At 58.0% G+C, this 16868-nt stretch carries 18 protein-coding genes; 10 read left to right on the top strand and 8 right to left on the bottom strand.

Annotated features, from left to right (window positions below):
- Window positions 1-174: 174 nt before the first annotated feature.
- The 9 genes from DX909_RS09920 (at window position 175) to DX909_RS09880 (ending at window position 9028) form a co-directional block, all read left to right on the top strand.
- Window positions 175-1326: a pyridoxal phosphate-dependent aminotransferase gene (locus tag DX909_RS09920; protein ID WP_128545017.1), complete on the top strand. Its 1152-nt coding sequence runs from the start codon at window positions 175-177 to the stop codon at window positions 1324-1326.
- Entirely contained in the window at window positions 1323-2180 is an 858-nt protein-coding gene (locus tag DX909_RS09915; RefSeq protein WP_128545016.1) for a prephenate dehydrogenase, read from the top strand. Before DX909_RS09920 ends, DX909_RS09915 begins: the two co-directional genes overlap by 4 nt.
- Before the next feature lie 89 nt (window positions 2181-2269).
- Entirely contained in the window at window positions 2270-3043 is a 774-nt protein-coding gene (locus DX909_RS09910) for a hypothetical protein (protein WP_128545015.1), read from the top strand.
- A gap of 178 nt (window positions 3044-3221) precedes the next feature.
- On the top strand, window positions 3222-4532 hold the full coding sequence (locus tag DX909_RS09905; RefSeq protein WP_128545014.1) for a TolC family protein: 1311 nt from the start codon (window positions 3222-3224) through the stop codon (window positions 4530-4532).
- A gap of 4 nt (window positions 4533-4536) precedes the next feature.
- The gene (locus tag DX909_RS09900; RefSeq protein ID WP_128545358.1) at window positions 4537-5652 is read left to right on the top strand and encodes an efflux RND transporter periplasmic adaptor subunit; all 1116 of its coding nucleotides are present in this window, start codon (window positions 4537-4539) and stop codon (window positions 5650-5652) included.
- Window positions 5649-6905 carry an ABC transporter permease gene (locus tag DX909_RS09895; protein WP_128545013.1) on the top strand — a complete coding sequence of 419 codons (1257 nt, stop codon included), beginning with the start codon at window positions 5649-5651 and terminating at the stop codon, window positions 6903-6905. The genes DX909_RS09900 and DX909_RS09895 overlap by 4 nt, the downstream gene beginning before the upstream one ends.
- The gene (locus tag DX909_RS09890; RefSeq protein WP_128545012.1) at window positions 6905-7600 is read left to right on the top strand and encodes an ABC transporter ATP-binding protein; all 696 of its coding nucleotides are present in this window, start codon (window positions 6905-6907) and stop codon (window positions 7598-7600) included. Before DX909_RS09895 ends, DX909_RS09890 begins: the two co-directional genes overlap by 1 nt.
- Entirely contained in the window at window positions 7581-8597 is a 1017-nt protein-coding gene (locus tag DX909_RS09885; protein ID WP_128545011.1) for a sensor histidine kinase, read from the top strand. The genes DX909_RS09890 and DX909_RS09885 overlap by 20 nt, the downstream gene beginning before the upstream one ends.
- Window positions 8598-8689: 92 nt before the next feature.
- Window positions 8690-9028 (top strand): alpha/beta hydrolase family protein, encoded by a 339-nt coding sequence (locus DX909_RS09880; RefSeq protein ID WP_128545010.1) that lies wholly within the window; start codon window positions 8690-8692, stop codon window positions 9026-9028.
- An 85-nt stretch (window positions 9029-9113) separates the two neighbouring features.
- On the opposite strand, the gene DX909_RS09875 is transcribed toward DX909_RS09880, so the two are convergent.
- Entirely contained in the window at window positions 9114-9566 is a 453-nt protein-coding gene (locus DX909_RS09875; protein ID WP_128545009.1) for a ferritin-like domain-containing protein, read from the bottom strand.
- A gap of 86 nt (window positions 9567-9652) precedes the next feature.
- Between DX909_RS09875 and DX909_RS09870 the strand changes: the two genes are divergently transcribed.
- Window positions 9653-10423, top strand: coding sequence for a LytR/AlgR family response regulator transcription factor (locus DX909_RS09870; RefSeq protein WP_128545008.1), 771 nt, complete (start codon window positions 9653-9655; stop codon window positions 10421-10423).
- Window position 10424: 1 nt separating this feature from the next.
- On the opposite strand, the gene DX909_RS09865 is transcribed toward DX909_RS09870, so the two are convergent.
- The 7 genes from DX909_RS09865 to DX909_RS09835 all read right to left on the bottom strand — a co-directional run bounded on the left by DX909_RS09865 (window position 10425) and on the right by DX909_RS09835 (window position 16756).
- Entirely contained in the window at window positions 10425-11720 is a 1296-nt protein-coding gene (locus DX909_RS09865) for a hemolysin family protein (protein WP_128545007.1), read from the bottom strand.
- A gap of 4 nt (window positions 11721-11724) precedes the next feature.
- Window positions 11725-11961 (bottom strand): hypothetical protein, encoded by a 237-nt coding sequence (locus DX909_RS09860; protein WP_128545006.1) that lies wholly within the window; start codon window positions 11959-11961, stop codon window positions 11725-11727.
- A gap of 63 nt (window positions 11962-12024) precedes the next feature.
- Window positions 12025-14637, bottom strand: a complete 2613-nt coding sequence (gene ccsA / locus DX909_RS09855) for a cytochrome c biogenesis protein CcsA (protein ID WP_128545005.1) — start codon at window positions 14635-14637, stop codon at window positions 12025-12027.
- A complete protein-coding gene (locus tag DX909_RS09850) occupies window positions 14637-15077 on the bottom strand; it encodes a cytochrome c maturation protein CcmE domain-containing protein (protein ID WP_128545004.1) in 441 nt (146 codons plus the stop codon). The genes ccsA (DX909_RS09855) and DX909_RS09850 overlap by 1 nt, the downstream gene beginning before the upstream one ends.
- On the bottom strand, window positions 15074-15283 hold the full coding sequence (locus DX909_RS09845) for a CcmD family protein (RefSeq protein ID WP_128545003.1): 210 nt from the start codon (window positions 15281-15283) through the stop codon (window positions 15074-15076). Before DX909_RS09845 ends, DX909_RS09850 begins: the two co-directional genes overlap by 4 nt.
- Before the next feature lie 43 nt (window positions 15284-15326).
- A complete protein-coding gene (ccsA, locus tag DX909_RS09840; RefSeq protein ID WP_510186346.1) occupies window positions 15327-16127 on the bottom strand; it encodes a cytochrome c biogenesis protein CcsA in 801 nt (266 codons plus the stop codon).
- Window positions 16115-16756, bottom strand: coding sequence for a heme exporter protein CcmB (locus DX909_RS09835; protein WP_164851243.1), 642 nt, complete (start codon window positions 16754-16756; stop codon window positions 16115-16117). The genes ccsA (DX909_RS09840) and DX909_RS09835 overlap by 13 nt, the downstream gene beginning before the upstream one ends.
- Between the last annotated feature and the right edge of the window lie 112 nt (window positions 16757-16868).

Here is a 16868-nt window from a genome sequence, read left to right as displayed (position 1 = left end):
TACAAAAGTCGGTGCCTTTCAGGGAGAAAGCTATAAAAAAAACGTGAATTGTCGATAATTCAGGGTGAACTGTCAATCCGCTGACCAAATGATTTTCAGGATTTGTACTTTTGCGATTCCGTTCCGGTTTCGGGGCGGCAGTCGAAGTTTTTCAGCGAAATTACCGTTCAGAGAATGATTATTCCATTAGCCCACCGGGCCGGACAGACCGAGGAGTACTACTTTTCGGTGAAGCTGGCGGAGGTGCGGAAGCTCCAGGCCGCCGGCCACGACGTAATCAACATCGGCATCGGCAACCCCGACATGATGCCCTCGGAAGAAACCCTGCAGGCTTTGTATGAATCGGCCCGCCGGCCCAACGCCCATGGTTATCAGTCGTATAAGGGAATCCCCGACCTGCGGGCGGCCATCGCCCGGTTTTACGTCCGGACCTACGACGTGCTGCTGAACCCCGACACGGAGATTCTACCCCTGATGGGTTCCAAGGAAGGCATCACGCACATTTCCCTGACCTTTCTGAACGAGGGCGACGAGGTGCTGGTGCCGGAACTGGGCTACCCGGCCTACCGCGCCGTCAGTAAAATGGTCGGGGCCGAAGTAAAGGAATATCCCCTGCTCGAACACCGCAACTGGCAGCCCGACTGGGAGGCCGTCGAGCGGCTGGCGACTCCCCGCACCCGGATCATGTGGCTCAACTACCCGCATATGCCCACCGGAGCGCCGGCCGTCCGCGACACCTTCGAAAGGGCCGTGCGGTTCGCCCGTGAACACCGGGTGCTGCTCTGCCACGACAATCCCTATAGCCTCATTCTCAATAAAAAACCACCCGTCAGCCTGTTGTCGATCGAAGGAGCGACGGAGGTGGCCATCGAGATGAATTCGATGAGTAAATCCCATAACATGGCCGGCTGGCGCGTGGGCTGGATGGCCTCCGCCAAACCGTATATCGACGCCGTCCTGACCATCAAGAGCAACGTCGATTCGGGGATGTTCCGGCCCATAATGGACGCGGCCGCCGAGGCCCTCGGCAACCCGGAAGAGTGGCATGAGGAACGGAACGCCGTCTACCACGAACGGCTGGATGCCGCCAAAGCCTTCCTGGACGCCCTGAACTGCACCTACACCGACGATCAGGAGGGCATGTTCCTCTGGGCAAAACTGCCCGACTCCATTCCCTCGGCGGAGCAGCTGGTCGACGACCTGCTTTACAACAAGCACATTTTTATCGCTCCGGGCTTTATCTTCGGCCCCAAGGGAAACCGCTACATCCGGGTTTCGCTGTGCATGCCGAAGGAACGGATTCAGGAAGCCACCCAAAGACTATGAATATCAGCATTATAGGCGTCGGTCTTCTCGGCGGTTCGTTTGCGCTGGCGGTCCGGGAAAAATATCCGAAAGCGCGGTTCATCGGCGTCGATGCCTCGTCCGTCAACGGGCGGCTCGCGCTGGCGAAAGGCATCGTGGATGAAGTGAAACCGCTTCAGGAGGCTGTTCCGCTGAGCGATCTGGTCGTGCTGGCGACGCCGGTGAACGTCATCCTGGACCTGCTCGAACCGGTGCTGGACCTGCTTCCGGCCGACGGGACCGTCACCGACCTGGGATCGACCAAGGGCCTGATCTGCGAACGCGCCGACGCCCATCCCAAACGCGCCCGCTTCGTGGCTGCCCACCCGATGGCCGGCACCGAAAACTCCGGGCCGGGAGCCGCCTTCCGCGACCTGCTGCCGACGAAGAACCTGATCATCTGCGACCGGGAAAAAAGCCATCCCGACAGCCTGAAGCTGGTGGAAGCGCTGTTTCTCGACATCGGCATGAAAATCTTCTACATGACGCCGAAGGAACACGACCTGCACCTGGCCTACGTCTCGCACCTGAGCCACATCAGCTCGTTTGCGCTGGGCCTGACGGTGCTGGAAAAGGAAAAGGACGAGCAGGCCATCTTCGACATGGCCAGCACCGGGTTCAGCTCGACGGTCCGGCTGGCGAAAAGCTCCCCGCAGATGTGGGCGCCCATCTTCGACCAGAACCGCGCCAACGTGTCGCAGGCGCTCGGCGATTACATCGAACTGCTCCAGGAATTCAAGCGGGTCATCGACGGGCAGGACCTGCACTCCTCCCTGCATTTCATGGCCCGGGCGAACGACATCCGCCGGGTGCTGGAAGGGATCGAGCGGAAGTAAACCGGCTGAGAGTCAAAAATTTTCAGGGGCTTTCCAACCTGCGGAAGGGGGTGCGGGTCTATGGGGCAAATCACCCGCTTCCAGACCCTATGAAACACCGCTTACTCCTGATTCTCCCCCTGTTCTGGGTGGCCTGTCAAACGGACAATGCCGTCGTTCCGGGCCTCGACCCCGGCGAGATGGCCTACAACGACGAAGCCGGGGCCGTCCGGAAACTGTACTGCAATTCCGGCAAATGCGAAGATCCGTTATCTATCGAGGAATATAAGTACGATGCGTCCCGGCGGCTGATCCGGGTCAACCGGATCAGCCGAAACGCCAAAGGCAGTCTGGAGGTGTTCAGCTATGATGAACTGACCTACGACGAAGCCGGCCGGCTGGTGCGGAAAACCAACTTTTTCAAAGCTTATAACCTCGACGGCTGGACCCCCGGCAGTGTATTCGAATTCGAGTATGAAGGCGGAAGCCTGAAAACCGAGCGTCAGTATCAGGTGCTGTATCCCCAGAATCAGCTCAGTCTGATCGGAACGGTCCGCTATGGTTTCCGGGACGGAAAAAAGGTACTTCAGGAAAGCTTCGATCTGCAGAACCGCCTGTCCACCAGGGTGGAATATGAATACCGCAAAAACGTGCTGAGCCGGGAAAGCTATTACAACGGGGAGGGAAAGCTGTTCCGGAAAGTCGAACACAGCTTTGCCGGAAACCGCCGGGTCCTCAACGAATACTGGTCCGGGCAGGATAAACCGATTTCCTCGATGGAGAAGCGGTATGACGACCAGAGACGGCTTTCGGCCGAGGAAACCAAAGTGATGAACCCGCTGCTCTGCGCCATGCTGCCCGGCTGGGTTCGCTACGAATATTGACGAAAATCAGTCCGAAGGCGGATCCAGAAAAGGCAACCCTAAACCGGGTTGCCTTTTTTTATGAGTGGATTCACCGGTCAGGTAAACCGGCTCGCGGCCGGTTTTTTCCGCTTCGCCGAATTAAAAAAGCGTTCTTTTCCGGGTGATTTTTCCTTTGTATGGGAATTAAAATTCACTCATGAAAAAATTGTGTTTGCTGCTGCTGTTGCTGACCGGCCCTCGGCTGGGCGCCCAGACCGTGATCCGGAGCGTTCAGGAGGCCATTCAGCTGGCCCGGCAACGGAACCCGGAGCTGGTCATCGCCCGGCAGAACCGGGCCGCCCAGGACCTCCAGCGGCAGGCGGCCCGTTCAGCCCTGCTGCCCACCGCCCGGGCCTTTGCCAATTTCGATTACAATTATTCCCTTCCCACCCAGCTGATCCCGGCCGAGTTTCTGGGCGGGCAGCCCGGCGAATTCCGGACCATCCAGTTCGGGGTGCCGTTTAACCTGACGGCGGGGGCCGAGGTGACGGCCCCCCTGCTGAACCGGGCCGCCCGGCTGGACCTCGGCCTGACCAGCCGGAACCTCCTGATCCTCGACAACCAGAACCTGGTGTTGCAGGATGAAATCTCGACCCAGGTGGCCCGCGTCTACCACGCCACCCTGCTGACCCGGGCGGCCATCGACATCGCCCGCCGGAACGCGGCCAACGCCGATACCATCGTCACCATTGCCCGCCGGCGGCTCGACAAGGGGCAGATCGAACCGCTGGAGTTCAACCGGCTGCAATCCATCGCCCTGACCAGCGAGGACGTGCTTCGCCAGAATGAACTGAGCTTTATCCGGAACCTCAACCAAATGAAAATCCTGGTCGGACTCACCACCGGCGATTCGCTCGTTCTGGAACAGAGCTTCTCGACGGAAGCACCCCATATTGAGGGCATTACGGGAGCCGGCACCGAACGGCCGCAGGTGATTCTCCGGCGGTCGCAGCTGGAACTGTACCGCCTTCAGCTCGACCGGGAAAACGCCCTACGGCGCCCGACGCTTTCGGCCTATATCCGGTATTCGCAGCAGGCCCAGCGCAAGGAGTTCGATTTTCTCGATTTCACTAAAAAATGGTTTCCCATCGGCATCACCGGCCTTCAACTGAATATTCCGATCTACACGGGCGGGCTGCGGACGGCCAACCTGACCCGGGCGCGGCTGCGGATTCAACAGGCGGAAACCGAGCTGAAGTACGCATTGAATCAGGCCGAACTGGATAACCTCGATCTGCGGAATACGTATACGCAGGCCGTCGGCTCCCTGGACCTGAACCGCCGGAACTTTGAACTAAGCGAGCAGAACACCCGCATCGCCCTGATCAAATACCGGGCGGGCATTTTTTCCTACGATCAGTATCTGAACGTCTTCAACGAAGCCCTCAACGTTCAGAACCGGTACCTGAACAACCTGTCGAACGTATTTATCAATGAGACGATTCTCCGCATCAGAAATGGACAATAAACGCATGAAAAACCGGGTCGTCATCCGAACGGTATTCGGCCTGACGGTCGTGGCGCTTGCGTTCGGGGCCTGCCGCCGGGGTGAGGAGGGCATCAAACCGACGTACCGCGAGCTGACCGAAGCCGTGTATGCCTCCGGCAGCATTTATCCCCGCAACGAGTACAAGGTATTTGCCAATGCCGACGGCGTCCTGCAGCAGCAGCTGGTCAGCGAGGGCGACTCGGTCAGCCGAAACCAGTTGCTGTTCGTGCTGGAAGGCATCACTGAACGGGCCAGAGAGCAGGCCGCCGGGGCCGTCTACCGGCAGTCGCGGTCGAACCTGAGCCCCGACTCGCCGGTTCTGGCCGAGCAGGAGGCCCAGGTCCGCAACGCGCGGACCCGCCTGGAAAACGATTCGGTCAATTTCTTCCGATTTCAGGACCTGTACCGGCAGAACGCCACCTCGAAGGCGGAACTGGAACGGGCGCAGCTGGCCTACCAGACGTCCCGGAACGACTATGCCGCCCGGCAGAGCGCCCTTCGGCGGACCCGCAATCAGCTCTTTGTCGATCTCCAGAATTCGCGGAGCCAGTTCGTGGCCACCGAAGAGGAGGGAAGCAACACCCGCGTGAAAAGTTTCGTGGCCGGGAAGGTGTACGAGGTCACCAAAAAGCCGGGAGAATTCGTCCGGCGCAACGATCAGCTGGCCCTGATCGGCAGCGGCCGGGCGGTGTACGCCCAGCTGGCGGTGGATGAAAGTGATTTCGGGAAGATGCGGGTCGGGCAGGAGGTGGCGATCAAGGCCGACGTCTATCCCGACAAAATTTTTAAGGGCCGGGTTTCCAAGATTTATCCCAAGCTGAACCGGGTCGATCAGTCGTTCCGGGTCGATGCGGAGTTCGTGGGGGAACAGCCCGACGCCTACTACGGCCTGACGGTCGAAGCTAACATCATCATCACGAAGCTGTCCCGGGTGCTGACCATACCGAAGGCGTACGTGGTCGGTAGTGACAGCGTCTGGGTCGAGCAGGGCGGGGAGAAGAAAAAGGTGAAATTTGTGAAAGGCGCCGAAAACTTCGACCTCGTGGAGGTGAAAGGCGGCCTGGATGAAAATACGACCGTGGTCGGAAGCCGGTTATGAATCTGCACATCACCTCCCAGATCGCCCGGACGCACCTGATGTCCAAAAAACGGCAGACGCTGGTCGCCATGCTGGGCGTGACGTTCGGCATCGCCATGTTCATCACCATGATCTCCTTCATGCAGGGGGTGAATCAATTTCTGGAGGACTCGGCCCTCGACGCCAGTCCCCACGTCCGGATGTACAACGAGGTGAACACCCAGCGCCCGAGCCTCGTCGACCGGCTGTATCCCGGCGATTCGGCCTTCAACGTGGTCTACCACCAGAAGCCGAAAGAGCAGCTGGCCCGGCTGAAAAACGGTCTGCTCATCGCCCGGCGGATCGAGCGTGAACCGGGCGTGCTGGGGGTTTCTCCGCAGGTCGGCACGCAGGTGTTCTACAACAACGGCCCCATCCAGATTTCGGGCACCATCGCCGGGGTCGAGATCGAACGCGAAGACCGCCTGTATAACCTCCGGTCGCGGCTGAAGTCCGGCTCGATCGACGCCCTGCGGAGCAATCCCAACGGCCTCATCATGGGCAACGTGCTGGCCCGGAAGCTCAACGTTCGGACCGGCGACAAGGTCAGCATCGCGACGCCGTCGGGAAACACCATGATTCTGAGGGTGATCGGGACGTTCGGCTTCGGAATCGGCACGCTCGACAACACGAAAAGTTACGCCAACCTGTCTACCGTCCAGGAAATCCTGCAGAAGGATGCCAGTTACATTACCGACATCCACATCAAGATGGTGGACCCGCTGCAGGCCATTCCTTTCGGCAAAAAACTCCGGGCCATGTACGGCTACTATACCGAAGACTGGGCAACCGCCAACTCGGCCATTCTGGCGGGCGAGAAAATCCGGAACGTCATGACCTTCGTGGTGTCGATGACGCTGCTGGTCGTGGCCGGCTTCGGAATTTACAACATCATGAACATGAACGTGATCAACAAGATCAAGGACATCGCCATCCTGAAGGCGACCGGTTTCGACGGCCGGGACATCGTTCTGATCTTTCTGCTTCAGGCGGTGTTCATCGGTGTGGTGGGCGGTTTGCTGGGACTGCTGATCGGTTTCACGCTCAGCTACTTATTGTCGATTACCCCGTTCGATGCGGGCGACTTTCTAAGCATAAAAACGTTTCCGGTCCTTTTCGAGCCGGCCTACTACGTCATGGGCATCCTGTTCGGGGTCGTCACGACGGTGCTGGCAGGGTATTTTCCCTCCCGCAAGGCGTCGAAGGTGGACCCGGTATCAATCCTGAGAGGCTGATGGAAAAGGTTTTAACGGCACGGCACCTAAACAAATACTTTTACGAACCCGACCGGTTTCAGGTGCTCCGGGAGGTAACGTTCGAGGTGGAGAAGGGGGAGTTTCTGGCGGTGGTCGGCAAGTCGGGCTGCGGCAAATCGACGCTGCTGTACCTGCTTTCGACGATGGATACGGACTATGAAGGTACCATCGCCATCAACGGCGAAACCGTGACCGGCCGCAGTCAGGATTACCTGTCGCGTTTCCGGAACGAGCACCTGGGGTTCGTCTTTCAGTTTCATTTTCTGCTGCCGGAGTTCACGGCGATCCGGAACGTAATGCTTCCGGCCCTGAAGCTGGGGCGGTATTCCGAAAAGGAGGTGGAACACCGGGCCTACGAGAAACTGAAGATGATCGGGATGGCCGAACACGCCAACAAGCCGGCCGGCAAGCTCTCCGGCGGACAGCAGCAGCGGGTCGCCATTGCCCGGGCGCTGATCAACGACCCCACCATCGTGATGGGCGACGAACCGACCGGCAACCTCGACAAAACCAATACGCAGATCGTTTTCGATATCTTTCGGGAAATTGCCCGCGAAAACCAGCAGACCATTATTGCCGTCACGCACGACCCCGACTATGCTGCCGGCTGCGACCGGGTCATCGAGATGTCGGACGGTATGATTATCGGAAGCCATGAAAATAAAGTTCAATAAATACGTCGAAATCCTTCTCTTCCTGTTCGCCGTCTGGGGTCTGTTCGTCCGGCACTGGCTGTTCGAGGAAATCTCCTGGCAGATGCAGGCCGCCATGTTCGTGCTGTCGCTGGGGGTGCTGCACTTCATCTGGATTTTTCACTACGGACTAAACGAATGGCTGAACCGGCGACTGCCTTTCGAGCGGAACATCGCTTTGCGGGTGGTGGTCCAGCTGCTGGGGGCCTGGTCGGTGGTGAAGACGCTGCTGTTCGCCGTCGGCTTTTTCATCGTCACGTACCTGGTTCCTTCCGCCTATAAGATGCTCAACGAGATCACGGTGATCTTCATCGGTCTCATGGTTTTTCTGGCGAACACCGTCATCTGTCTGGGCTTTATCGCCAGTCATTTTCTGAAACAGTGGCAGGAGAACGCCCTGCGGGCCGCGCAGCTGGAGAAGGAGAAGGTGCAGGTGCAGCTCGATAACCTGAAAAACCAGCTCAGCCCGCACTTTCTGTTCAACAGCCTGTCCTCCCTCGACGGCCTCATCCACGAAAACCCCGACCTGGCCTCGCAGTTTCTGCGGCAGCTGTCGAAGGTGTTCCGGTACGTCATCCAGAACAAGGACAAGGAACTGGTCAGTCTGGAAACCGAACTGGATTTCATCCGAAACTATATTTCGCTGCTGAAGACCCGGTTCAACGGCTCGCTCGACGTACAGGTGTCGGTGTCGGAGGAAGCCTCGGACAAGGCCATCGTGCCGGTGACGCTTCAGATCCTGATCGAAAACGCTATCAAGCACAACATTGCGGACTCGGCTCACCCGCTGACGATCCGCATCCGGGCCGACGAGGACTACGTGACGGTGGAGAACAACCTCCAGCGCAAAACCCGGGTCGATACGTCCAACGGCCAGGGGCTTACCAACCTGAAGGCGCTCTATCACTTCCTGAGCGATAAAAACGTGAAGGTGGAGGAGAAGCCGGAAAAGTTCGAGGTGAGTGTTCCGCTGGTTTAGATAAGTTTGAAGGTGGGAGGGTGACCAGGAATTGGCGAAACGTCGTACATTGGGAACGTTCAACGATTCCACTCATTATTCCCCTCAATCCTATGACGCAGGCACATAATGCCGACCACCTGCTGGATATCACCCTCCGGGAGCTGAACAGCGATCCGGGCCATCTGCAATCGATGGCCAACAGTTTTATCGACCAGTGGGTTCGGGCACTCGGCGCCGGCCATCGGGTCCAGGACGACATCGCCGACGAGCTGGAACAACTGAAAAAGGCGCTGGCGTCGGGAAAAACGCTGACTATCGCGGAGTCGCTGCACTCGCTGGCGAAGCTGGCCCGGCAGGCCGTTGAAACGGCGGAAGATGGTTCCCAGGAAAAGCTGAGACAGCTGTCGACGGTGCTCGACGACCTCGCCAAAAGTCTGGGCCGCAAATAAAAGAGGCAAAAAAAGCCGGCCTGATGTTCAGGCCGGCCGCATTCACAGGTTGGTTGGTTACTGAAAACCGTAAGGGCCGGAGCGCTTACAGGTTGTCGCGGAGCGTCGCGATCTGGTCGCGGGTGGCCCGCAGTTCGGAGAGCTGACTGCTCAGGGTTTCACGGATGTAGCCCGGGAGATCTTCTTCGTCCAGGGCTTCCTCGTATTCCTCGACGGCCGCGTTTTCTCCAAATACGCAGGAGTCCAGGACGGCGTTGCGGTCATGGCCCGTAAAGGTGGATTTAATGTCGATCCAGGCCCGGTGCAGCTTGCTGCCGGCACTCGTTTCCTCGACACCCGGCACGGTTCCGCCCATGCGGACGATGTCGTCGGCGATCTGGCTGCGGAATTTGCGGCTCTGGGTAGTGAGCTGGCGGAAAAGGTCGGCCAGGGCCGGGTCCTCGATATCTTCGGCGGCCTTTTCGAAGCCGTTGATCCGGTCGTTGTTGATTTTTACCAGGTCGTTCAGAACGTCCGTAATTTCATCGTTGGTGATCATAATCGGGTCAATAATGGTCAGTTGAAAGATTAACTTCCCGTCGATGTCGAATGTTTGTTCAACCCCTTTTTTCGATTGAATAGCCGATGACCATTCTGATGATCGAAGACGAGCCGCTGGTCGCCAAAACGCTGGAAAGACAGGTGCGGCAGCTGGAACCCGAAGCCCGGCTGGAAGGCCCGCTGGCGAGTGTGAAATCCGCCCTGGACTGGTTCGAACACCACCCCGAGCCGGACCTGATCCTGTCCGACGTCCAGCTGTCGGACGGAGTCAGTTTCGATATTTACCGGGAAACGAACCCTCGCTGCCCCATCATTTTTACGACGGCCTACGACGAATACGCCATCCGGGCCTTCAAGCTCAACAGCGTCGATTACCTGCTGAAACCCATCGAGCCGGAAGAACTCCGGGCGGCTTTCGAGAAATTCCACCGCTGGCAGCAGGGCGGCATTTCGACGGATTTCCGGGAGCAGCTGCGGGACCTGCTGTCCGACGTGTCGGGTACGGCCCGGAAATACAAACACCGGTTTACGGCCCATTACCTCCGGAACATCGTGCCGGTGCGGGAGGAAGAGGTGGGCTATTTCTGCCGGAATGAACTGATTTATCTGTATACGGCCGACGGCCAGAAGCTCGTGACCGACTATCACTCCCTCGATGAGCTGGAGGAACTCACCGACCCCAACGTCTTTATCCGGGCCAACCGCCAGTACCTGCTGAACCTGAACGCCATCGCCGGCTATCAATCTCATTACAGCGGGAAGCTGATCGTTTCTCTGAAAAAACCGCTGCATGAGGAAGTGACGATCAGTAAGGAGAAGGCGGCCCAGTTCCGGGCCTGGTTCGAGCAGGGCTGAATTATTCGACCTCAGAGGGGTTCACCTGCACCTTCACCAGATCAATGCGGGCTTCATTCATGGAAAGGACCGTGAAGGTGAAAGGCGGCATTTCAATGACGTCGTTGACCTCCGGGATGCGCTCGTTGACCGACAGGATGAGCCCGCCGAGGGTGTCATAGTCGCCCTCGGGGATTTTCCAGCCGTAGGTTTCATTCAGGTATTCGATTTCGTGCCGGGCGCTTAGGAGCCAGGTGTTTTCTTCCAGCGCCCGTTCGGTCCAGTCCTCGTTCGTGTCGTATTCATCCTGAATCTCCCCGAAAATCTGCTCCACCAGGTCCTCCACGCTGACGAGCCCCGAGGCTCCGCCGAACTCATCGACCACCAGCGCCAGGCTTTTCCGTTCGGCCAGGAATTTTTCGAGCAGCAGCCGGGCCGGCATGCTCTCGGGGACCACCCGGATCGGCGTCAGGATGGATTCGATGGTTTCCGGCTTTTTGAACAGCGCCAGGGCATGGCAGTAGCCGATCACATCGTCCAGATTGTCGCGGTAGACGACGATCTTGGAATGGCCGCTATCCTGAAAAGCTTTCTGGAGGTTCTCGATCGTGTCGTCGATCTCGATGGCCGAAATTTCGGTGCGGGGGATCATACAGTCGCGCACGGCGACATTCCGGAATTCGATGGCGTTGTTCAGAATGTCGGTGTCGATGGCGATCTCCTCCTCGGTATCGTCGGTCTGCTTCTGCTGATTGACCTCCTGAAGGTAGTGGTTGAGGTCGATCAGCCCGAACACCGGCCGGATTTCGGAGTACCGGCTTCCCGGAATGATCTGCACGATTTTTCGGGTCAGCCAGACCATCAGCCTCACCAGCGGGGCAATGGCCTGGTAGATGATCCAGATCGGAATGGCCAGCCGTTCCAGAAACGCGTCGGGGTGGATCAGCGCCAGGCTTTTCGGCACATAATCCGCCAGCGGCATGAACAGGACCGTCAGGACCAGCGTCTCCAGAATGATCAGAAAAATGGGATTGGTCAGCGGGTCGGGCAGGGAGTCCCGCAAAACCGGGTTCAGCACCGTGACGCCCAGCACCCCGTACAGCACCAGGAACAGCGTATTGCCCGTCAGGGTCGTGCCGACGAAGAGAATAGGTTGCTTGAGAAACGCCGAAACGAGCTTTTCGCCCAGCGGACCCTGCTTGCTGTGGAGTTCGAAATAAAGCCGGTTGACGGACTGGTAGGCCATCTCGACGGCCGAGAAGAACCCCGCCAGGACCAATGCAATGAATGCACCCAGCAAGATGCTATAGGATTCCATCCGATCAGGATTTCTTTTTGCGCGTCGGTTTTTTCTTCGGTTGTTTGAAGGTGACAACCGGCCCCTGGCCGCTTCGGTTCAGGCGCTGGGTACGAACATACTGAAAACCGAGCAAAAAGGCGAGACACAGCATAATCAGCCAGTAATGTTCACCAAAACTGCCTGTCCGCCGGAACTCCATGATCCAGAGAATAAAACAACCGATGGAAGCGGAAATAAGAAGGGTCTCCGTGATTTTCATAGGGGGTGTGGGGCAGACAACCGGCAGGCCCCGGAAAAAGGCGGGCCTGCCGGCTGAAAGAGCCTACTGCCGGCTGATGGCTTTAGGGGGCGCGGCCGAAGCTTTTCGGGCAACCACCGGCGCGGCTTCTTTATCGCGCATTTTGATGAATTCGCGGTAGCGACGGAAGGCCGCCATCGAGAAGCCGACCACCAGCACCAGGGTACCGAGCCAGAGCAGGTTGATCAGGGGTTTCTCCATCGCCTTCATGACGATATAGTCCCGCTGGGTGGTATTGGCGGCAAAGGTAAACAGCCCGGTTTGCGGGTCGATCTCGTTCAGTTGCAGCCGGAGGCCCAGTTCCTCGCTGGTTTCGGCCTTGCGGCCCACCATGCGGTCCCGGATGATGAAGGCCGGCGTCAGCACATATTCCCGCTCCTTGTCCAGAATCCGGATGACGGCTTTGACGGCCGCATCGTTCGGGCCGAGCTGCGTGCCTTCGACCTCCCGGGTCTGCACCACGTTGTCGAAGATGGCTACGTAATCGTTCACGAAAAAGGTATCTTTCGGAGCGATCCGGTAGGTTTCCGTAGGACTCCAGCTGCCTTCGCTGTTGGGGTCGGGAACCGAGTTGACGTAGGTGTAGAGGTCTTTCCCGAGCATACGCTGGATGTCCGGCGAAGGCAGGATACCGCCGTTGCCCATCTGTTCGTTGATCTGGGCCCGCGGGTAGAGCGAGAAGATTTTGCCGCTCGGTTCGCGGTACTCGACCTCGTAGTACGTGTTCTCGGGATGCAGCGCCAGCGTGTCGCCTTTTTTGTGGTACACCTTGCCGTTCAGCTCAATGTCGCGCAGGGCGATCCCGTGGAAGTCCCCGTCGATGGTGGTTACCCAGTTGCGCGGAACGTAGCCGGGAACGTCGCGGATTTCGATACGCTGGCCGCGGTAGGTCAGCATATAGCCGCTCATTTTCTGGGGCTGTCCAAGCCACAGGATGACGTTTTCCTTGTTCTCCTTGTTGTCGTTCTTGGTGTAATCCTCGCTGTTGGAGATCATCAGCCCCGTGTTGTTCATCGATACGACTTTCGAATAGCCGGACGAGAACAGCACCCCGATCAGCATCAGCCCGACCCCGATGTGGGTGACGGCCCCGCCGGACAGGCGGTAATTGCCCCGGATGATGCCCCAGAGAATAGTGCCGTTGGCAACGACGGCAAACACCGCCGTGGTCAGCAGCGCCATGTAGGCGGGTTTGGTGATCTGGCCGAAGGCGATCAGGGCCCCGCTGATGAACAGCGTAACCATGGCCGTGGTGATCAGGGCGTTCCAGTTGCCCTTGCCGGATTTCTTCCACCAGATATACTGCCCGACGCCCGTCAGGACCGCTACCAGCGCGAAAAACCAGGTCTGGAACTTATTGTAGTGGGCGATCTGATCGGCCGGCATGGCGAGGTTGGAAACCACTCCGAACGATTCCATGATCTTGTTATAGACCGGAATGGAGGTAGTGGCCAGCACCTGAAAACTGGCCAGACACAGCACGGTAGCGCCGATGAACAGCCAGAATTCCTTCGAATAAACGGAGGTTTCCTCCGCGTCGGAAGGAATCAGCTTCCATTTGGCCACCATCAGCCCGCCGGCCAGAAATACGAAAGCCAGCATATAGATCAGCAGCTGGCCGGAAAGCCCCAGGTCCGTAAAGGAGTGAACCGAGGAGTTACCCAGAATCCCGCTGCGGGTCAGGAAGGTGGAGTACAGAATCAGGATGAAGGTCGCGACGCTGAGGATGATGGCCGACTTCAGACCGGCCGAGCTTTTTTTGGCGATCAGCATCGTGTGGATGGCCGCCACCAGCACGATCCAGGGGACCAGCACCGAGTTTTCGACGGGATCCCAGTTCCAGTAGCCGCCGAAGTTGAGCGTTTCATAGGCCCAGTAACCGCCCATCAGAATCCCGACGCCCAGCACCATCGCCGAGAACAGCGCCCACGGCAGGGCCGGACGCATCCACTCCTTCGGTTCGTTGCGCCAGAGGCCGGCGAGGCAGTAGGCGAACGGAATCAGGGTCGTGGCATATCCGAGGAAGAGCGTCGGCGGGTGAATCACCATCCAGTAGTTCTGGAGCAGCGGGTTCATGCCCTTTCCGTCTTCCGGAACGTAGTTGGGGTTGGTCGTGAAGATGGGGGCGTCCGGCATCGCATCCCGCAGCAGCAGGAAGGGGGAGCTGCCGATCTTGATGGAGCCGCCGAACACGACGCCGAGAATCATGGAAGCCAGGAAAGCCTGAACCAGCGCGAAGATGGTCATCATGGGCGCTTCCCACCGCTTGTTGGTGTTGATCAGAATGACGCCCAGCACGGCGTTCCAGAAAAGCCAGAGCAGAAAACTGCCTTCCTGACCGTGCCAGAAGCTGGAGATGATGTATTCGGCCGGCAGCGAGCGCGACGAATAGCTCCAGGCGTAGTGGTATTCGTAATAGTGATTGGCAACGATGTAAAACAGGGCGCCCACGATGCCGACGATGGCGATGCCATGCAGGTAGAAAGCCCCGCGGGCCAGCCGTTTCCAGTCCTGATTCGCAGAAAGGTCGTCCTGGCCGAGGGCCGCTTTCAGATATGCATACGTCGCCACCAGGGCCGTCACGAACGAGATGAGGACGAACAGGTGCCCGATATTGCCTACAGTGGTATGAATCATTACAGTTTTGCGGTTTTCGCTTCGTACTCCTTCGTTTCCAGTTTGTTCTCCTGGTATTTCGACGGACACTTCAGCAGGATTTTATCGGCTTTGAAATGGTCGCCCTGCATGGTGCCGATCACGACGACCTGCTCCGAACGGTCGAAATCCTGGGGTTTCGGAGCGTTGTAGACCACCTTTTGGGTCCGGTTCTCGTTGTCTACCAGCGTAAATTCGAAATGGTTCGGGTCGACCTGGGGCTGATACACCATGTTGGTGATCTGGCCCTGCGTGTCCTTGGTCAGCTTCCCGACCACGTGCACGGCGTCGGCCTCCCCACCCTGGGCGAGTTCGGCGGCCTGGTTGAAGGAAACGTAGGAACTGGCGTCGCCGGCCGTGGAGACGATGATACCGATGGCGATGGCGATGACGATGATGGCGAGAATATGGCTCTTCTTCATTTTCTGATCTCTTTCTCTAACTTACTGATCTTGTTATCCAGTCGGACGAGGTAATACACAATACCGGCAAAGGTAACGCCGATCACCAGAACAACCACCCAGATTTTGCCGTCCTGACGGAGTTGGTCCGCCATTTCAACTTCCTGTGCCCGGGCGCCGACGGACAGCAGAAGAAACAGGCAAAGGGCTATTAGTTTATTGATCATATCGAACAGAAAGGCTGATTATGGAACAAAAGTAAGGATCAAATCATTCCGCCGTGGTGCGGGCTTTCGGCAGCGGGTCCTGAATGTCGTCAGTGAGTTCCCTGAGTCTTCTCAGCCGGACCCGCAGTTCGGTAATCCAGACGCCCAGCAGCGTAAAGCCGATGATGGCCGGATAGAATACCGCCCGCATCTGGTTGTCCATATCGTACTGACCGAAGGCCGGGTTGCCGCCGTTGCCGGGGTGCAGGGAGTCGGTCAGACGGGGCAGGATGAAGATCAGCGGGATAAACACGGCAAAGGTGAAGATGTTGTAGATTGCCGAAATCCGGGCCCGGCGCAGTTCGTCGTCGAACGAGTTGCGGAGGATGAGGTAGGCGAAATACATCAGCATCGCCACCGCTACCCCGTTCGTTTTCGGGTCGTTGGGCCAGGGCTCACCCCAGGTATAGTTGGCCCAGACCGAACCGGTCGCACAGCCGAGGACGCCGAAGAGGATGGCCGTATTGGCAAACTCGACGGCCACCGTGTCGTGGTCCATGTTGCCGGAGCGCAGGTACCGGATCGAGAACACCATCGAGGTGAGCATGAGAATGATCATGCCGAACCACAGGGGTACGTGAAAATAGACGTTCCGGATGCTTTCGTTCAGAATCGGCTGCCGGGGCACCGTCCCGATCAGTCCCTGAACGATGACGTAGGTCAGAATGAGAACCGCCAGCGCTTTCCACCAGCGGGTTGCCTTCGAATTATTTTTCATAGATAAACACGGGTTGAAACCGTGATTGAAAAATCGGAAATATTCTACCTGAAACCGGACCGCCGTCCCGGAGGCTAACTCCGCCAGAGATAGGGAAACAGCATCCAGGACAGGGCCAGGACAATGGCATCGATGGCCAGTAAAGTACCTATTTCATCCAGACTTACGCTACGGTCGAGTCCGTCAAGTGCATTTTTTGACACCCGAATCAGCATTAACAGCAAAGGAAGCACCACCGGGAAGCTGAGTACGGCCATCAGGGTGGCACTGTTCTCCGCCTTCGAGGCAATGCCGGCCACCAGTGTCAGCGAAGCGGCAAAGCCGACCGACCCCAACAGCAGGTTGGCCAGAAACAGCGGCAGGTCCTGCACCTGGTTGCCCATCACGAGTGTGTAAAAGCTGAAGCCCAGACCGGCCAGCACCACCATCAGGATCGTGTTGTAGAGAATCTTCGAGATGATAATCTGCTGCGGACTGGCCAGGGTATAATAATACAATAACCGGCCGGCCCGTTCCTGCACGAAACTCTTGGCAATGGCGTTGATGGCCGTAAACAGCAGGATGATCCAGAACAGCGCGTTCCAGACCATCGGCGTCAGCTGGTTCCGGCGCAGACTGAAACTCAGAAAGCAGACGAAAACGGTGCTGACGATGTACAGGAGCATTCCGTTCAGCGCGTACCGTTGCCGCCACTCCAGCCGGAATTCCTTTTCCATCAAAACGCCGATTTGTCGCATCATCCTGTGCAGCGGGCCATATACCCTACGATTGGTCGAAAGGAGAACCGGGGTCCGTCCCCGTGGTCCTTTTAACATACAAAATTACAAC

It is taken from the genome of Larkinella soli (genome assembly GCF_003703975.1).
Lineage (GTDB): Bacteria > Bacteroidota > Bacteroidia > Cytophagales > Spirosomataceae > Larkinella > Larkinella soli.
The sequence above is the reverse complement of the archived record's forward strand: the minus strand, read 5'-3'. Positions and strand labels throughout refer to the sequence as shown.